Source organism: Paraburkholderia sp. GAS206C (assembly GCF_050435645.1).
Lineage (GTDB): Bacteria > Pseudomonadota > Gammaproteobacteria > Burkholderiales > Burkholderiaceae > Paraburkholderia > Paraburkholderia phenazinium_B.
Map to the genome: position 1 here is coordinate 31,620 of NZ_JBNDKR010000018.1, position 15,297 is coordinate 46,916.

At 62.0% G+C, this 15,297-nt stretch carries 14 protein-coding genes; 9 read left to right on the top strand and 5 right to left on the bottom strand.

Annotated elements, in window-relative coordinates:
• Window positions 1-110 precede the first annotated feature (110 nt).
• Window positions 111-1,217 carry an aromatic ring-hydroxylating oxygenase subunit alpha gene (locus P3T20_RS35975; RefSeq protein ID WP_074266555.1) on the top strand — a complete coding sequence of 369 codons (1,107 nt, stop codon included), beginning with the start codon at window positions 111-113 and terminating at the stop codon, window positions 1,215-1,217.
• A 217-nt stretch (window positions 1,218-1,434) separates the two neighbouring features.
• Window positions 1,435-2,304, top strand: a complete 870-nt coding sequence (locus P3T20_RS35980; protein ID WP_074266556.1) for a sulfurtransferase — start codon at window positions 1,435-1,437, stop codon at window positions 2,302-2,304.
• A gap of 81 nt (window positions 2,305-2,385) precedes the next feature.
• Here the strand turns inward: P3T20_RS35980 and P3T20_RS35985 are convergent, their stop codons facing one another.
• The 3 genes from P3T20_RS35985 to polA all read right to left on the bottom strand — a co-directional run bounded on the left by P3T20_RS35985 (window position 2,386) and on the right by polA (window position 7,684).
• Window positions 2,386-3,255, bottom strand: a complete 870-nt coding sequence (locus P3T20_RS35985; protein WP_429289409.1) for a dienelactone hydrolase family protein — start codon at window positions 3,253-3,255, stop codon at window positions 2,386-2,388.
• 154 nt (window positions 3,256-3,409) lie between these two features.
• The gene (locus P3T20_RS35990; protein ID WP_074266558.1) at window positions 3,410-4,765 is read right to left on the bottom strand and encodes an NAD(P)/FAD-dependent oxidoreductase; all 1,356 of its coding nucleotides are present in this window, start codon (window positions 4,763-4,765) and stop codon (window positions 3,410-3,412) included.
• 165 nt (window positions 4,766-4,930) lie between these two features.
• Window positions 4,931-7,684, bottom strand: a complete 2,754-nt coding sequence (gene polA / locus P3T20_RS35995) for a DNA polymerase I (protein ID WP_429289410.1) — start codon at window positions 7,682-7,684, stop codon at window positions 4,931-4,933.
• 1 nt (window position 7,685) lies between these two features.
• Between polA and P3T20_RS36000 the strand changes: the two genes are divergently transcribed.
• Window positions 7,686-8,429: a TIGR00730 family Rossman fold protein gene (locus P3T20_RS36000; protein ID WP_074266560.1), complete on the top strand. Its 744-nt coding sequence runs from the start codon at window positions 7,686-7,688 to the stop codon at window positions 8,427-8,429.
• A 10-nt stretch (window positions 8,430-8,439) separates the two neighbouring features.
• Here the strand turns inward: P3T20_RS36000 and P3T20_RS36005 are convergent, their stop codons facing one another.
• Entirely contained in the window at window positions 8,440-9,348 is a 909-nt protein-coding gene (locus P3T20_RS36005; RefSeq protein WP_429289411.1) for a transcriptional regulator GcvA, read from the bottom strand.
• 98 nt (window positions 9,349-9,446) lie between these two features.
• Here P3T20_RS36005 and P3T20_RS36010 point away from each other — a divergent pair, with 98 nt between their 5' ends.
• Together P3T20_RS36010 and P3T20_RS36015 are read left to right on the top strand one after the other, a co-directional pair.
• The gene (locus tag P3T20_RS36010) at window positions 9,447-10,016 is read left to right on the top strand and encodes a chromate transporter (RefSeq protein ID WP_429289412.1); all 570 of its coding nucleotides are present in this window, start codon (window positions 9,447-9,449) and stop codon (window positions 10,014-10,016) included.
• The gene (locus P3T20_RS36015; protein ID WP_074266562.1) at window positions 10,013-10,543 is read left to right on the top strand and encodes a chromate transporter; all 531 of its coding nucleotides are present in this window, start codon (window positions 10,013-10,015) and stop codon (window positions 10,541-10,543) included. The genes P3T20_RS36010 and P3T20_RS36015 overlap by 4 nt, the downstream gene beginning before the upstream one ends.
• 16 nt (window positions 10,544-10,559) lie before the next feature.
• Here the strand turns inward: P3T20_RS36015 and P3T20_RS36020 are convergent, their stop codons facing one another.
• Window positions 10,560-12,086: an AMP nucleosidase gene (locus tag P3T20_RS36020; RefSeq protein ID WP_074266563.1), complete on the bottom strand. Its 1,527-nt coding sequence runs from the start codon at window positions 12,084-12,086 to the stop codon at window positions 10,560-10,562.
• 199 nt (window positions 12,087-12,285) lie between these two features.
• Between P3T20_RS36020 and P3T20_RS36025 the strand changes: the two genes are divergently transcribed.
• The 4 genes from P3T20_RS36025 to P3T20_RS36040 all read left to right on the top strand — a co-directional run bounded on the left by P3T20_RS36025 (window position 12,286) and on the right by P3T20_RS36040 (window position 15,234).
• On the top strand, window positions 12,286-12,681 hold the full coding sequence (locus tag P3T20_RS36025; protein WP_074266564.1) for a hypothetical protein: 396 nt from the start codon (window positions 12,286-12,288) through the stop codon (window positions 12,679-12,681).
• A 178-nt stretch (window positions 12,682-12,859) separates the two neighbouring features.
• Complete coding sequence (locus tag P3T20_RS36030; protein ID WP_429289413.1) at window positions 12,860-13,855, top strand: homoserine kinase; 996 nt, start codon at window positions 12,860-12,862, stop codon at window positions 13,853-13,855.
• Window positions 13,846-14,652: a BPSS1780 family membrane protein gene (locus tag P3T20_RS36035; protein WP_429289414.1), complete on the top strand. Its 807-nt coding sequence runs from the start codon at window positions 13,846-13,848 to the stop codon at window positions 14,650-14,652. Before P3T20_RS36030 ends, P3T20_RS36035 begins: the two co-directional genes overlap by 10 nt.
• Window positions 14,653-14,781: 129 nt before the next feature.
• Entirely contained in the window at window positions 14,782-15,234 is a 453-nt protein-coding gene (locus P3T20_RS36040; RefSeq protein ID WP_429289415.1) for a MarR family winged helix-turn-helix transcriptional regulator, read from the top strand.
• Window positions 15,235-15,297: the final 63 nt, after the last annotated feature.

Genomic DNA, 15,297 nt, shown 5'->3' on the forward strand with positions numbered 1-15,297 from the left:
GACACTTAGTCGCCCCAAGCAAGGGGAAACGGGTATAATCGCGGGCTCCCTAAATCGAATCTTCGATGGTTGGGTTGTTCACTGCTTTCACGTCTTCATCGGGAGTGGGAATGTCCAATCTGAGCAATGCATTGCAGTTGCGGTCTGTTCACAGCCAGCTGCCAGTCACGGCTTACTTTGACGAAGCGCTTCTAACGCGCGAAATCGAAACCCTTTTCAAGAAAGGTCCTCGCTATATCGGCCATGAACTCATGGTGCCAGATGCGGGGAGTTATTTTGCTTTGCCCAGCGAGAGCGAAGGGCGTGTGCTCGTCCGTAACCAGCAGTCAAAAATCGAACTGCTGTCGAACGTGTGCCGCCACCGGCAAGCCATCATGCTGAACGGCCGCGGCCAGACGGAGAACATCGTCTGCCCCCTGCACCGCTGGACCTACGATCTGAACGGTCAGCTCCTCGGCGCACCGCATTTTGCGGACAACCCCTGCCTGAATCTCGGCGCCACGCCGCTGCAGAACTGGCAAGGGCTGCTGTTCGAAGCGCAAGGGCGCAACGTCGCCAAAGATCTGGCACGTCTGGGCACCAAGCAGCACTTCGACTTCTCGAACTTCATGTTCGATCATGTCGAAGTCCACGAGTGCAACTACAACTGGAAGTCGTTCATCGAGGTCTACCTCGAGGACTACCACGTCGCGCCGTTCCATCCAGGCCTCGGCAGCTTCGTCTCCTGTGACGACCTCGAGTGGGAATTCGGCGAGTGGTACAGCGTGCAGACGGTCGGCGTCCACAAGGGACTCGAAAAGCCGGGCAGCCCGACGTATCGCAAGTGGCACGATCAGGTGCTGCGCTTCCGCGAGGGCAAAGCCCCCGACTTCGGCGCAATCTGGATGGTGTACTACCCGGGCCTCATGATCGAGTGGTATCCGCACGTGCTGGTCGTTTCATGGTTGATTCCGCGCGGTCCGCAGAAAACCACCAACGTCGTGGAGTTCTATTACCCCGAGGAAATCGCGTTGTTCGAGCGTGAGTTCATCGAGGCTGAGCGCGCCGCCTACATGGAAACGGCCCGCGAAGACGACGAAATTGCCGAGCGGATGGACGCCGGCCGCCGCGCGTTAATGGAGCGGGGCGAGTCGCAGGTTGGCCCTTATCAGAGCCCGATGGAAGACGGCATGCAGCACTTCCACGAGTTCCTGCGCCGAGAGCTCGGCACGATCTGACCGGTAGCGTCATATGGCGCACGCGGTGATAGCATTGATGGAAAGACGGGCTTCGGCCCGTCTTTTTTTGTTTAGACTTAACACATCAGTCGGTTGAGCGGCTTGGGCATCGCTACATGTCCCCGCTGCACGCACCGAAGTCGTCCGTTCCGCAACTATCTTGCATGGGACCGGGGTAAGCGCTAAAGCGCTCACTCCGGCCGACAGAGGAGCCGTCATGCCGCACACTCATTACACCACGTTGATCTCCGCGACGAATCTCGCGGAACGGCTCGCCGCTGCGCCCGGCAGCGTATTCGTGATCGACTGCCGTTTCGATCTGGCCAATCCCGAAGCCGGTGCAAAGGCCTATGCCGAGGGCCACGTGCCCGGTGCGCAGTATCTGAACCTGGACCACGATCTGTCGGGCCCGAAGACCGGCGCCAATGGCCGCCATCCACTGCCGGACCGCGCCACGCTGGTCGCCGCGCTGGCCGCACTCGGCCTGAAGCAGGGTCAGCAGGTCGTTGCCTATGACGCGCAAGGCGGCATGTACGCCGCGCGCGCCTGGTGGCTGCTGCGCTGGCTCGGGCACGACGCGGTCGCGCTGCTCGACGGCGGGCTGCAGGCCTGGCAGGCAGCGGGTTACGCGCTGTCACAAGATGTTGCGCCGCAAAGCCTTGGTGATTTCAAGGCGGGCGCGCCGCTCGCGGTCACCTTCGACGTGCAGGCGGTGGAGCGCAATCTCAGTACGCACGAGCGGGTGGTGATCGACGCGCGCGCTGCGGATCGCTATCGCGGCGAGAACGAAACGCTCGACGCGGTCGGTGGACACATCCCGGGCGCGTTGAACCGCTTCTTCAAAGACAATCTGACGGCCGACGGCCGCTTCAAGCCGGCTCATTCACTGCGAGAAGAATTCCAGGCGCTGTTGCCGGGCATCGCGCCCGATCACGTCGTGCTGCAATGCGGCTCGGGGGTGACGGCCTGCGTCAACGCATTGGCGATGGAGGTCGCGGGTCTGCATGGCGCAGCGCTTTACGCAGGATCGTGGAGTGAATGGAGTTCCAATCCGGCACGACCGGTTGCGACCGGGCCGAACCCGTAAGAGCAGATGGCGGATGGCGGGCGCGCAGCATGGCCGCCGTCATCCGCCGCGCCTTACCGACCCTTACCGGCAACGCCGACGCTATACCCCGTGCTGCTTGAACCAGACCAGCGCGCGGCGCCAGCCATCTTCGGCGTCGACCTTCTTGTAGCTCGGCCGGTAGTCCGCAAAAAACGCGTGCCCCGCATCGTCATAGACGACGAACTGCGAGCCTCTCCCTGCCTCCGGCCCCTGCGCAATCAGTTGCTTCATCTGCGCCAGGGTGTCCTGCGGAATGCTCTGATCCTGTAGTCCATAGAGGCCCAGCACGGGCGCATGGAGATCGGCCACGCGGTCGATCGGATTCTCGGGCGTCATTGCCGTGTGATCGCCGGCCACCCGGCCGTACCACGCCACCGCCGTCTTCACGCGCGGATTGTGTTCGGCGTACAGCCACGTAATCCGCCCACCCCAGCAGAAGCCGTTGATGCCGAGCCGGTTCAGGTCGCCACCGTTCTGCCCAGCCCACGCGACCGTCGCATCGATATCGGCCAGCACCTGCTCATCGGGAACCTTGCTAACGAGTTGCTCGCTCAGTTGCTGGATCGTCGGATACACCGACGCATCGCCTTCCCGCACATAGAGGTCCGGTGCAATCGCCAGATAGCCCTGCTTGGCGAAGCGCCGGCAGACATCGGAGATATGTTCATGCACGCCGAAAACCTCGTGCACGACGATGATCACCGGCAAATGCGTCTTGCCCGCTGGCTGCGCGCGATAAGCCGGCACCAGCGTGTCACCGGAATGCACGGCGATCTCGCCGGCTTCGAGCCCGTCGCTATCGGTATGGATGGTTTGAGCAGACACCGGCAACACGGCAGCGGCAAATCCACTGCCGAGTGCGGCCTTGATGAAGGTGCGTCGATTGAAGGGGACGTGTGGAACCAGGCTGTCGACTTCGGGCTTCAGCATGCGGCACTCCTTGAGTGATGGGCAGTGAACGGCGGTGACGGACGAGGCAAAGGCCACAGGATACGCTCGTGCGCATCCTCTTGCAGTGGCTTGCCTGATGTCCGTCTGGCGCCCGAATGGCGGCCTCGAGCCGCCCTCTGCCCCAACCTCAGCCTCAGTGCAATTTCACCCGCGGCAGCGTCGTACGACGCAGCCAATGCGCAAAGGTGTCGAGCACCATGCGGGCGTACCCGTGCAGCGCGGCAATATGCAAGCGGTACAACGACATATACATAAAGCGCGCAAAGAGACCTTCGATCAGCATATTGCCGCCGATCACCCCGCCCATCAGGTTGCCCACCGCGCTGAAATGCCCGAGCGAAACGAGCGAGCCGAAGTCCCGATAGGTGAACTCCGGCAGCGGCTTATTTTCGAGCCGCGCTGCCAGCGCAGTCAGCAGAAAACTCGCCTGCTGGTGAGCGGCCTGCGCGCGCGGCGGCACGTTGCGTTCGTTGCCCGGCCACGGGCAAGCGGCGCAATCGCCAAGCGCGAAAATGTTGTCGTCGGTTTCGGTTTGCAACGTGCGGCGCACGACAAGCTGGCCGAGCCGGTTGACCGGCAGGCCGTCGAGCTGGCTCAGGATTGCGGGAGCCTTGATGCCCGCTGCCCACACCGTCAGATCGGCACGAATCGCCTTACCACTGGCAGTTCGCACCACTCCGGGCGCGACTTCGGCTACGGTTTCGCCGGTCATCAACTTTACGCCCAGCTTCGTCAGCAGTTCCGCGGTCGCGGTCGACACGCGCTCCGCCAAGGCCGGCAAGATCCGCGGCCCCGCCTCGATCAGCACAATGCCGACGTCGTGGCGCGGATCGAGCTTATGCAGTCCATACGCGGACAACACCTGAGCGGTGTTGCGCAATTCCGCTGACAATTCGACGCCCGTCGCTCCCCCGCCGACAATCGCCACCTGAATGCGCGGCTCCGTCGACGGGGTCGTCGCGTCCGGCGTCGACTCCACCAGCTCGTGCGCCTGATGCTCCGCACGCACGCAGGCCGCGATCAGGCGTTTGCGAAAGCGCTCGGCCTGACTCACCGTATCGAGCGCAAGCGAGTATTCCGGCGCGCCCTGCACGCCGAAGAAATGCGTGGTGCTGCCGATGGCAATCACCAGCGTGTCGTACTCCAGTTCGCGTTGCGGCAGCAGTTCCGCACCGTCCTCGTCATCCATCACGGCCGCAAGCGTGATGCGTTTCGCCGCGCGGTCAAGGCTCTTCAGTTCGCCCTGCTGAAACTCGAAGTGATGCCAGCGCGCCTGCGCCGCATAGGCGAGTTCCTGCGTGAAGGGGTCCATGCTGCCGGCCGCCACTTCGTGCAGCAGTGGCTTCCAGATATGGGTTGGATTGCGATCGACGAGCGTGACCTGCACACGCTCCTGGCCTTTGTACTTGTGTGAGGCATAGCGATCGCCAAGACGGGTCGCCAGTTCCAGTCCTCCCGCACCTCCACCAATGACGATAAAACGATGCATCGCAGTTCTCCGTATTTGCCGATCGGTTGTGCGTCGAGACGGCCGGCGTCATCCGCGTAGGGGCCGTCTGTCAGAGATTGTCTGCGAGCAGCAGGGTTTGCCACAAGCCATCAAGGCGCATATGTGACATGCGCACGACGATATCGCTTGATAGTCAACTCTGCGTCAATGTGCCTCTTCCCAGTTCATGCCCGCACCCACTTCGGCGACCAGCGGCACTTTCAGCGCGGCTACGCCGCACATCAGCTCAGGTAAGCGCTTGCGTACTTCGGACAGTTCGCTGTCGGGCACTTCGAGGATCAGTTCATCGTGCACCTGCATGATCATGCACGTGCCGACCTTCGACGCCTCAAGCCAGTCCTGCACGGCGATCATCGACATCTTGATCAGATCGGCTGCGGTGCCCTGCATTGGCGCGTTGATGGCAGCGCGTTCCGCAGCCTGACGACGCGGTCCGTTGCCGCCGTTGATTTCCGGCAGCCACAGGCGGCGTCCGAACACGGTCTGGACGTAGCCCTTTTCCTTCGCGCTCGCGCGGGTCTCGTCCATGTAACTTGCGACGCCGGGATAGCGCGCGAAGTAGCGGTCGATATAAAGCTTCGCCGCATCGCGCGTGATGCCGAGGTTGGCAGCCAGACCGAACGCGCTCATCCCGTAGATCAGGCCAAAGTTGATCACTTTGGCGACGCGCCGTTGATCGCTCGAAACTTCGAGCGGCGTCACGCTAAAGATCTCCGCAGCGGTGGCGCGGTGAATATCCTCGCCCTGCGCGAAAGCACGCAGCAGCGACGCATCGCCCGAGATATGCGCCATGATGCGCAGTTCGATCTGCGAATAATCCGCGGAGACGAGCTTGCGACCCGGCGCCGCAATGAATGCCTCACGGATGCGACGGCCTTCCGCCGTGCGCACGGGGATGTTCTGCAGATTCGGATCGTTCGAAGCAAGCCGTCCGGTGACCGCCACCGCCTGCGCATAGTTGGTATGCACGCGGCCCGTCTGCGCGTTGACCATGCGCGGCAGTTTGTCGGTATACGTGGACTTCAGCTTCGACAGGCCACGGTGTTCAAGCAGCAGCTTGGGCAAAGGATAGTCTTCAGCCAGCTTCTGCAGGACTTCTTCATCGGTCGAGGGCGCGCCGCTCGGCGTCTTCTTGACCACCGGCAATTGCAGTTTCTCGAAGAAGATCTGCCCGATCTGCTTGGGCGAGCCGAGATTGAATTCGCCCTCGGCGAGGACATAAGCTTCGGTCTCCAGCTCGATCAGCCGCGCCGCAATTTCATTGCTTTGCTGGCGCAGTTTTTCAGCGTCGATCAGCACGCCATTGCGCTCCATCTTGCGCAATACGCGGGACGTCGGTACCTCGATGTCGCTATACACGCGCTTCAAACCTGCGTCTGCGGCAACCTGCGGATACAACGCCTGATGCAAACGCAACGTGATGTCAGCATCTTCCGCTGCGTATTCCGCGGCCTGTTCGAGCGCGACTTCGTCGAAACCAATCTGCCCTGCACCCTTGCCCGCAACCTCTTCGTACTTGATCGTCTTGATGCCGAGATGACGCAGCGCGAGGCTGTCCATATCGTGCGTGCGATGCGATTCGAGCACATACGATTGCAACAGCGTGTCGTGCTCGATGCCGTTCATCGCGATGCCGTAGTTCGCGAGCACCTGCTCGTCGTACTTCATGTGCTGGCCGACTTTCTTGTGCTCGGCACTTTCGAGCCACGGCTTCAGCTTCGCGAGCACTTCGTCGCGCGGCAACTGCACAGGATGATCAGGCCCGCGGTGCCCCACCGGAATATACGCGGCCGAGTTCGCCTCGACCGACAGCGAAATGCCGACGAGTTGCGCCAGCATCGGATCGAGCGCGGTGGTTTCGGTATCGAACGCGGTCAGTTCCGCCGCATTGATTTTCGCGAGCCACGTGTCGAACTGTTCCCACGTCTGCACGGTGTCGTATTTGCGCTCGCCGTCGATCACAGGCGCCACGTCCACGCCGGCGCCAGGGCCTTCCACGACCTCCGCCACTTCGACTTCACGCAGCCACGTCTTGAAGCCGTAACGCGAGAAAATATCGCGCAGTTCATCGCGCGCTTCGGGACGGCTTGTCAGGCTCTCTTCGATCGATGTGAGATGCGGCGTCAAATCGCAAGCCGTATCCACGGTTACGAGCTTGCGCGCCATGGGCAGGAAATCCAGCGCGCGGCGCAGGTTGTCGCCTACTGCGCCTTTGATCTCATCCGCATGAGCGACGACGCCGTCGAGCGTTTCGTACTGCGTAAGCCACTTGACCGCCGTCTTTGGACCGCACTTTTCGACGCCAGGTACGTTGTCGACGGTGTCGCCGATCAGCGACAGGTAATCGACAATCCGTTCCGGCGGCACGCCAAACTTGGCCACTACGCCGGCACGGTCGAGCGTCTCGTTGGTCATCGTGTTGATGAGCGTGACCTTGTCCGTCACGAGCTGCGCCAGATCCTTGTCGCCGGTCGAGACGATCACCTTCATGCCGCGCTTCTGGGCAGCGACGCTCAACGTGCCGATCACGTCATCGGCTTCGACGTGGTCGATCATCAGCAGCGGCCAGCCCAGCGCGCGCACCGCAACGTGGATCGGTTCGATCTGCCGGGCGAGGTCTTCCGGCATCGACGGACGGTTCGCCTTATAGTCGGGATACCAGTCGTCACGGAACGTTTTGCCCTTGGCGTCGAACACGCACGCGCTATACTCTGCTGTGACTTCCTTGCGCATGCGCCGCAGCATGTTGATGATCCCATACAGCGCACCCGTCGGTCCGCCATCGGGTCCGCGCAGATCAGGCATCGCATGGTAGGCCCGGTACAGATAACTCGAACCGTCAACCAGTAGCAGGGTCTTACCTTCCAGCTCAGCTTCCAGGATTCGTTCTTCAGGCATTATGAACAAGAGAAAAGTGATTCCGAGTCTGCGATCGCTCGCAGATCAAGAGCGCGCGACAGCCAAAAAGGCCCGCGCATCGTGGCAGATGTTCACGATTATGGCAGAGTTTATTGAGGCGACCGAGTACCTCTCGGAGATTCGCCCGGCTGTCAGTATCTACGGTTCGGCGCGTCTGAAACCGGCCTCGCCGTACTACAAACTCGCCACGCAAATCGCACGCAAGCTCTCCGATGCGGGCTTTGCGGTGATCTCCGGCGGCGGCCCCGGCATCATGGAAGCGGCCAACAAGGGCGCTCATGCAGGCAAGGCGCCGTCAGTGGGCCTGAATATCGAGCTGCCGCACGAGCAATCGGGCAACCAGTGGCAAGATATCTCCCTGCGCTTCCGCCATTTCTTCACGCGTAAAGTGACCTTCGTGAAGAACTCGGACGCGGTGATCGTGATGCCGGGCGGCTTCGGCACGCTGGATGAACTGGCCGAAGTGCTCACGCTCATTCAAACCAAGAAGTCGCGCCACGTGCCTATCATTCTGGTGGGTGGCGAGTTCTGGCAAGGCCTGCTGGCGTGGTTCAAGGACTCGCTGGTGCCGATGGGCCTCATCAATCCGGACGACATGAACCTGATGCAGGTGATCGACGATCCGGACCAGGTGCTCGAAGCGGTGCTGAAGTTCTACGAAGACCGCGACGAGGCAGAACCGCATCCTGCGAAGTCCGATGAAGACCGGATGTTCTATCTGTGACGTGAGTTGATCAGGCGGGCGAAGCATCCCCAGCTTCGTCCGCCTGATCGCCCTGCTCCTGCAGCCAGCGGCAAAACTGCTCGACCACCGGCGCGTGCGCGACTTCGCGGCGCGCTACCCACCAATAGCCGCGCGCGTCGGTTCGCGGAGCGTCGAGCGGCATCACGAGGCGTCCCGAAGCCAGTTCATCGGCCAGCATCGGCAATGGTCCGAGGGCGACGCCCAGGCCATCCACAGCCGCTTGCAACGCCAGATAGAAATGATCGAACGACTGCTTCTTGCGGCATTTCGCCTTCACGCCTGCCGCCGTCAGCCAGTTGCGCCACGCATCGGGCCGCGTATCGGAATGCAGCAGCACATGACGCGCGAGATCGTCGGCTACCTTGATCGGCAAGCGCTGTAATAGCGCCGGGCTGCACACCGGCAACTCGCTCTCTCCAAGAAAGTGTCCGCTCACACAGTTCGGCCAATGTTCGGGACCGCGCCTGACCGCGACGTCATAGCCTTCCAGCATCTCGAACGGCACGCTCGACGTCGACAGCCGCAATTCAACGTTGGGCATCTTGCGCTGAAACTGGTTGAGCCGCGGCAGCAGCCATTTCATGGCAAACGTAGGCAGCGCGTTAATGCGCAGCACATGCACGACGCCGCTATCGCGTAGCTGATTGGTCGCGAGGGCGATGCTGTCGAACGCGGCCTGGACGGTTGCCAGGTAGCGGCGGCCGTCGTCTGTTAGCCGCACGCGCTTGCCGATACGATGAAATACCTGCACGCCGACCCACGCCTCGAACGCGGCGACCTGCCGGCTAATTGCACCGTGAGTCACATGGAGTTCGTTCGCAGCAGCGGTGAAACTTTCATGCCGCGCCGCGGCTTCAAAGGCACGTAGCGCCGGAAAGGGGGGAAGATTGCGAACCATGCTTGTGATTCTAGATCACAAAGAAGCGCCCGAAAAATCGTTTTGCCCAAAGATGAATCGGAGTTAACCTCCGCAGCATGGACAACACGGCGCGCACCATGAATCAAAACCTCACTTCAACCGACGCCAACCCTGCGTCACCGCCCACCGTCGGCGAGATATTCAGCGGCTTCCTCGGTCTCGGGCTGATCTCGTTCGGCGGCGCCCTGCCGTTGGCGCGGCGCGCGATCGTCGAGCGGCGCCGCTGGCTCAGCGCCTCGGACTTCACCGATCTGCTCGGCCTGTGCCAGTTCCTGCCGGGCGGCAACGTGATCAACCTTTCGGTGGCGATCGGCATGCGCTTTCGCGGCCTGCCGGGCGCACTGGCAGGCCTGCTTGGGTTGATTGCGGGGCCGTCGCTGGTCGTGATCGGCCTCGGTGTGCTGTACGAGCACACACAGAACGATCCGCATATCCGCCACCTGTTTGCGGGACTCGCGGCAGCGGCCGCAGGCCTGCTGATCGCGATGGCAGTGAAGATCCTGCTGCCGCTATGGCGCAAACCGGCCGCGATCGCTATTGCCGCACTGGGCTTCGTGGCGATCGCGCTGCTGCGTTTCCCTCTGCTGCCCACCATGCTGGTGCTCACACCGCTGAGTATCTATCTCGCATCGAGGGCCGCACGATGAGCAGCACCCTGATTTCACTCGCCATCATTTTCAGCCAGTTATCGCTGCTTGCCTTCGGCGGCGGCAATACGATCCTGCCGGAAATGCAGCGCCAGGTGGTGGACGTGCATCACTGGATGCCGGCCAGCGAGTTCAGCGCGCTCTTCGCGCTGGCACAGGCCGCGCCCGGCCCGAACCTGATGGTCGTGACGCTGGTGGGATGGCACGTGGCCGGATGGGCGGGGATGCTGGTGACTTCGGTTGCGAAGTTCGGTCCATCTTCGATTGTGACGATCCTCGCACTCAAGGCCTGGGAGCGCTTTAAGGACCGCCCGTGGCGGCGCTATGCCCAAGCCGGACTGGTGCCGGTGACGGCGGGGCTAGTGGCGGCAAGTGCTGCGCTGATCGCGCATGCGTCGGATACGACGTTGATTGCATGGGCCATTACCGCCGTATGCGCCGTGCTGGCGATCAAGACGCGCATCCATCCGCTTTGGCTGCTGGCCGCCGGCAGCCTGATAGGGCTAACCGGCCTCGGCCAGTTCTAGAGCGAGCAGGTTACGGTTATTGGAAGGCCACCTCAGCAAAGCTGCGCAGCTTGCGGCTATGCAGACGATGCAGACCGTTCATGCGCAACAACTCCATCGCCTTGACGCCGATCTGCAAGTGCTGATCCACCTGCGCCCGATAGAACTGGTCGGCCATGCCCGGCAGCTTCAGTTCGCCATGCAAGGGCTTGTCGGAGACGCAAAGTAAGGTGCCGTAAGGCACGCGGAACCGGAAGCCATTCGCGGCAATCGTCGCGCTTTCCATGTCCAGCGCAATCGCCCGGCTCTGCGAGAGACGCTGCACCGGTTCGCGGTGATCGCGCAACTCCCAGTTGCGGTTGTCGACGCTCGCCACCGTGCCCGTACGCATCACGCGCTTCAGTTCGACGCCGTCGAGCTGCGTCACCTGCGCGACCGCCCGCTCCAGCGCCACCTGCACTTCTGCGAGCGCAGGAATCGGCACCCAGAGCGGCAGATCGTCGTCGAGCACGTGGTCTTCACGCACGTAGCCGTGCGCCAGCACGTAGTCGCCCAGACGCTGCGTGTTGCGCAAGCCGGCGCAGTGGCCAAGCATGACCCACGCATGCGGGCGCAGCACGGCAATGTGGTCGGTGATCGTCTTCGCGTTCGACGGGCCCACACCAATGTTGATCATCGTGATGCCGCTGCCGTCTGCACGCTTCAGATGGTATGCGGGCATCTGCGGCAAGCGCGGCGGCGCCGTGCCTTCGACGGCCTGTTCGCCGAGATTCTCGTTGTAGGTGATCACGTCGCCCGGCTCGACGAACGAGGTGTATTCGCTGCGATAGGCGCGCAACTCTTCGTCGTCCGTATGTCCCATCATCGTGCGGCCGAGTTTGACAAACTCGTCGATGTAGAACTGGTAGTTCGTGTACAGCACGTAGTTCTGACAGTGCGTAGGCGACGTCGCCGTGTAGTGCTTGAGCCGATGCAGCGAGAAGTCGACCCGCGCGGCCGTGAACAGCGCGAGCGGATGCGGCTCGCCGGGCCCCGGCTCGTAGGTGCCGTTGACAATGCGATCGTCCAGAAAACGCAGATCCGGCGTATCGAACACGTCACGGATGCCAAGCAGCCGCTCGCGATCGAGGTCACCTTCGAGGTGGATCCCTTCGGCAAAGGCAAAATGGACCGGAATGGGCTGATCCGACACGCCCACTTCAATCTGCACGTGATGGTTTTTCGCCAGCAGACGCAGCTGCTCACGATAATAGTTGCCGAACAGGTCGGGCCGCGTCACGGTAGTTTCGAATACGCCCGGGCCAGCCACGAAGCCATAGGACCGGCGCGAATCGATATGCGTGTTGACCTCGGTCGACACCCTGACAAACGGGTAACACGCACGCACCCGGCGCTCGAACAGCTCATTACGCCGGTAACGCGCGAAGGCATCGCGCAGGAATGAGGTGTTGGCTTCGTAGATAGCGGACAGGTGAGTCACGGCATCCGCAGCGTCGTCGAAGGCCTCGGTCGGGAAGTCATTGGCGGGTGTCTGCACCGCGCGCTGATTGGTGTTGTTGTTCATCTTCGTTCGCCTCGAGTGATGAATCCACATTACCACGGAAACCTGACCGTTTGGTCATCCGGGGACGGACCAGCGGGCGTCGGCACGTTTGAGCGCATGCCGCGCACACGAAGCGCGAAAGCGGCGCAAAATAAGCCTGACGCTCCGCGTGGGCAAGGCTGGATTTGCTAGAATCGGGGCACCTTATTGGAGAATGACCATGAAGCCGCTCCTTCCCGTCGCCGTTGCTTTGGCGCTCGCCATCGGCAACACCGCGATGGCTGCCCAGCCCGCAGACGCAACGCCGCCCGCCAGCCCGCCCTTGTCCGCCAATGAACAGGCCGGGCTGCCTGACCTGGCCGCGATCAACCGTCCGGCCGCTGAGGTCAGCTCGAAGGTCGAAATCAACCAGCCGCGTCTGCCGAGTTTCTACGAAAAGAGCCCGAACGGCACTGAAATTACCGAATATCGCGACAAGGGTAAGCCGGTAGAAATCGACGTGCATTCGAATTTCGGCACGAGCTATCACATGGGTGCACCGCTCGACACATCGCCTACCGCAAACAACAGCGGCCATCCGAGCACGCGTCTGCCGTCCATGAGCCTGAGCTACTAATCGATCGTTTGAATGCGGCCCAGCAGCGGAGCGCGGGTGGCTCCGCTTGCATGCAGTGAATCGCCCGCGGCCTGGCGCCCGGGCCTTCAACCGGTTTGTCCCGCTTGCCCTGATTACCCATACCTTGCCGCACTGGCCGCACCGCGCCAGCCCGACCACCTGATCCGACGTTTCCCGCATGGCTGTCTTCACTGCTGTCACCGAACCCCAACTGGCTGAATGGATGCGACATTACGATCTCGGCGAAGTCGTCGAGTTTCGCGGCATTTCCTCGGGTATTGAAAACAGCAACTTCTTTCTGACGACGACGCGCGGCGAATACGTCCTCACGATTTTCGAAAAGCTGACGGCCGGGCAACTGCCGTTCTACCTCGACCTGATGCAGCATCTGGCCGCGCACCAGGTGCCGGTGCCGGACCCGATGCCGCGCGAAGACGGCGCCCTGTTCGGCATGCTGCACGGCAAGCCAGCCGCTATCGTGACCAGGCTTGAGGGTGGACCGGAACTGGCGCCAGGCGTCGAGCACTGCATCGAGGTCGGTCAGATGCTGGCGCGCATGCACCTCGCGGGGCGCGATTACCCGCGTCACCAGCCGAATCTGCGCAGCCTCTCGTGGTGGCAGGAAACCGTGCCGAGCGTGCTGCCGTTCCTCACCGACGCACAGCGTGCGTTGCTCAGCGAAGAACTCGCGCACCAGCAGGCTTTTTTCGCCTCGGCGGACTACGCCGCACTGCCCGAAGGTCCGTGCCACTGCGATCTGTTCCGCGACAACGTGCTGTTCGCCCACGCGGCGCCGGCCAGCGGGCACACAGTGCGTCTGGGCGGCTTCTTCGATTTTTATTTTGCCGGCTGCGACAAATGGCTGTTCGACGTGGCGGTAACCGTCAACGACTGGTGTGTCGATCTGACGACCGGCAAGCTGAACGACGCGCGCGTCGAGGCGATGCTGCGCGCCTATCAGACTGTACGGCCATTTACCCCCGCAGAGAACCGTCACTGGGGCGACATGCTGCGCGCGGGCGCCTACCGCTTCTGGGTCTCGCGCCTGTATGATTTTCATATGCCGCGGGCCGCCGAACTGCTCAAGCCGCACGACCCGGGCCATTTCGAGCGCATTCTGCGCGAACGCCTTTCCGGCGTTGCACTTCCAGGCATCCATACCTCATGCAACTAATTGAAGTTCCCGCGAAGACCGGCTATGTATGGTTTCGGCAAGGTATCTGGCTGTTTCGCAAGAACCCGCTCGCCTTCCTGACGCTGTTCTTTGCGTATCTGCTGGTGATGACGCTGGTCGCGCAGATTCCTTACGTCGGCGGCGTGCTGCCGCTCGCGTTCATTCCGGGCGTCGCGGTGGGCTTTATGGCCGCCTGCCGCGACACGATCGCGGGCAAACCGGTGTTTCCAACCATTCTGGTAGACGGCTTTCGCTCGTACGGCTCGGTCGTCGCCAAACGCCTGCTTCTGCTTGGGGTGCTTTATCTCGTCGCGATGGCGCTCGTGCTGGCCGGCTCGGCGCTCGCCGATGACGGCATGCTGCTCAAGGTCATGCTGGGCACGACGACGATGGACCCGGACACGATCGTCAACAGCAACATCACGATGGGCTTCCTTGCAGCGCTGGTCTTCTATATTCCGGTGGCAATGCTGTTCTGGTTCGCGCCGATCCTCGCTGCGTGGCACGACGTGTCGCCCGTCAAGGCGATGTTTTTCAGCATCGTCAGTTGCTGGCGCAATCGCGGCGCGTTTATTGTGTTTGGCGCGCTGTGGTTTGCGGTGGCCACTACCGTCTCGTTCGGACTGACCGCGCTCATGCAGGCGCTCGGCGCGGGAGATTTCGCGGTCGCCGCGCTGATGCCGGCCACGATCATCGTCACGACGATGCTCTACTGCTCCTTCTACGCGACCTATCGCGGATGTTTTGGGGTGCAAACGTCCGACACGCCTGATCTTCCCACCACGCCGGCTAGCTGAAGTCTTATCTTTACGCGCCGCGCCAGGTTGCTGTTCTTAGCCGGTCGCATGCTGCGCGCACGGCGGAATTACGTCACAATTGGTTTGTGCGCAATCCATTTGCGTGCTTCCTTTTGACTGAGCCGCGTCATGACCCAACGCCCCGCCCTTCCGCTTACGCTCGACGAGCAACTCTGCTTCGCGCTCTATTCGACCTCGCTCGCCATGACGAAGGCGTATAAGCCGTTGCTCGAAAAGCTCGGGCTAACCTATCCGCAGTACCTCGCCATGCTGGTGCTCTGGGAAAGCGACGATGTGACCGTGAAGGACATCGCGGCGCGGTTGAATCTCGATTCCGCCACCGTCACGCCGCTGTTGAAACGGCTCGAAACGCAGGGTTATCTCGAGCGAACGCGCGGCGTCGAAGACGAGCGGCTGGTTTATATCCGGCTCACCAAGCAGGGCGCGGCGCTCAAACGCATGGCGCGCGACGTGCCCGCCGATATTTTCTGCGCTACACAACAGTCTCCGGAATTCCTCATCCAGTTGCGCGACGATCTGACAAAGTTGCGTGGCACGCTCAACGATTATCTCGACCACTAGTTCGCACGACCTGCAGGGTGGCTATCATTTTCATTTGCAATTTCGTTTGCACACTAATGATTA

Bases quoted from the DNA above. Each gene is read 5' to 3' on its own strand.
- P3T20_RS35975 (WP_074266555.1), top strand. From the start codon at position 111: ATGTCCAATCTGAGCAATGCATTGCAGTTGCGGTCTGTTCACAGCCAG.
- P3T20_RS35980 (WP_074266556.1), top strand. From the start codon at position 1,435: ATGCCGCACACTCATTACACCACGTTGATCTCCGCGACGAATCTCGCG.
- P3T20_RS35985 (WP_429289409.1), bottom strand. From the start codon at position 3,255: ATGCTGAAGCCCGAAGTCGACAGCCTGGTTCCACACGTCCCCTTCAAT.
- P3T20_RS35990 (WP_074266558.1), bottom strand. From the start codon at position 4,765: ATGCATCGTTTTATCGTCATTGGTGGAGGTGCGGGAGGACTGGAACTG.
- polA (WP_429289410.1), bottom strand. From the start codon at position 7,684: ATGCCTGAAGAACGAATCCTGGAAGCTGAGCTGGAAGGTAAGACCCTG.
- P3T20_RS36000 (WP_074266560.1), top strand. From the start codon at position 7,686: ATGAACAAGAGAAAAGTGATTCCGAGTCTGCGATCGCTCGCAGATCAA.
- P3T20_RS36005 (WP_429289411.1), bottom strand. From the start codon at position 9,348: ATGGTTCGCAATCTTCCCCCCTTTCCGGCGCTACGTGCCTTTGAAGCC.
- P3T20_RS36010 (WP_429289412.1), top strand. From the start codon at position 9,447: ATGAATCAAAACCTCACTTCAACCGACGCCAACCCTGCGTCACCGCCC.
- P3T20_RS36015 (WP_074266562.1), top strand. From the start codon at position 10,013: ATGAGCAGCACCCTGATTTCACTCGCCATCATTTTCAGCCAGTTATCG.
- P3T20_RS36020 (WP_074266563.1), bottom strand. From the start codon at position 12,086: ATGAACAACAACACCAATCAGCGCGCGGTGCAGACACCCGCCAATGAC.
- P3T20_RS36025 (WP_074266564.1), top strand. From the start codon at position 12,286: ATGAAGCCGCTCCTTCCCGTCGCCGTTGCTTTGGCGCTCGCCATCGGC.
- P3T20_RS36030 (WP_429289413.1), top strand. From the start codon at position 12,860: ATGGCTGTCTTCACTGCTGTCACCGAACCCCAACTGGCTGAATGGATG.
- P3T20_RS36035 (WP_429289414.1), top strand. From the start codon at position 13,846: ATGCAACTAATTGAAGTTCCCGCGAAGACCGGCTATGTATGGTTTCGG.
- P3T20_RS36040 (WP_429289415.1), top strand. From the start codon at position 14,782: ATGACCCAACGCCCCGCCCTTCCGCTTACGCTCGACGAGCAACTCTGC.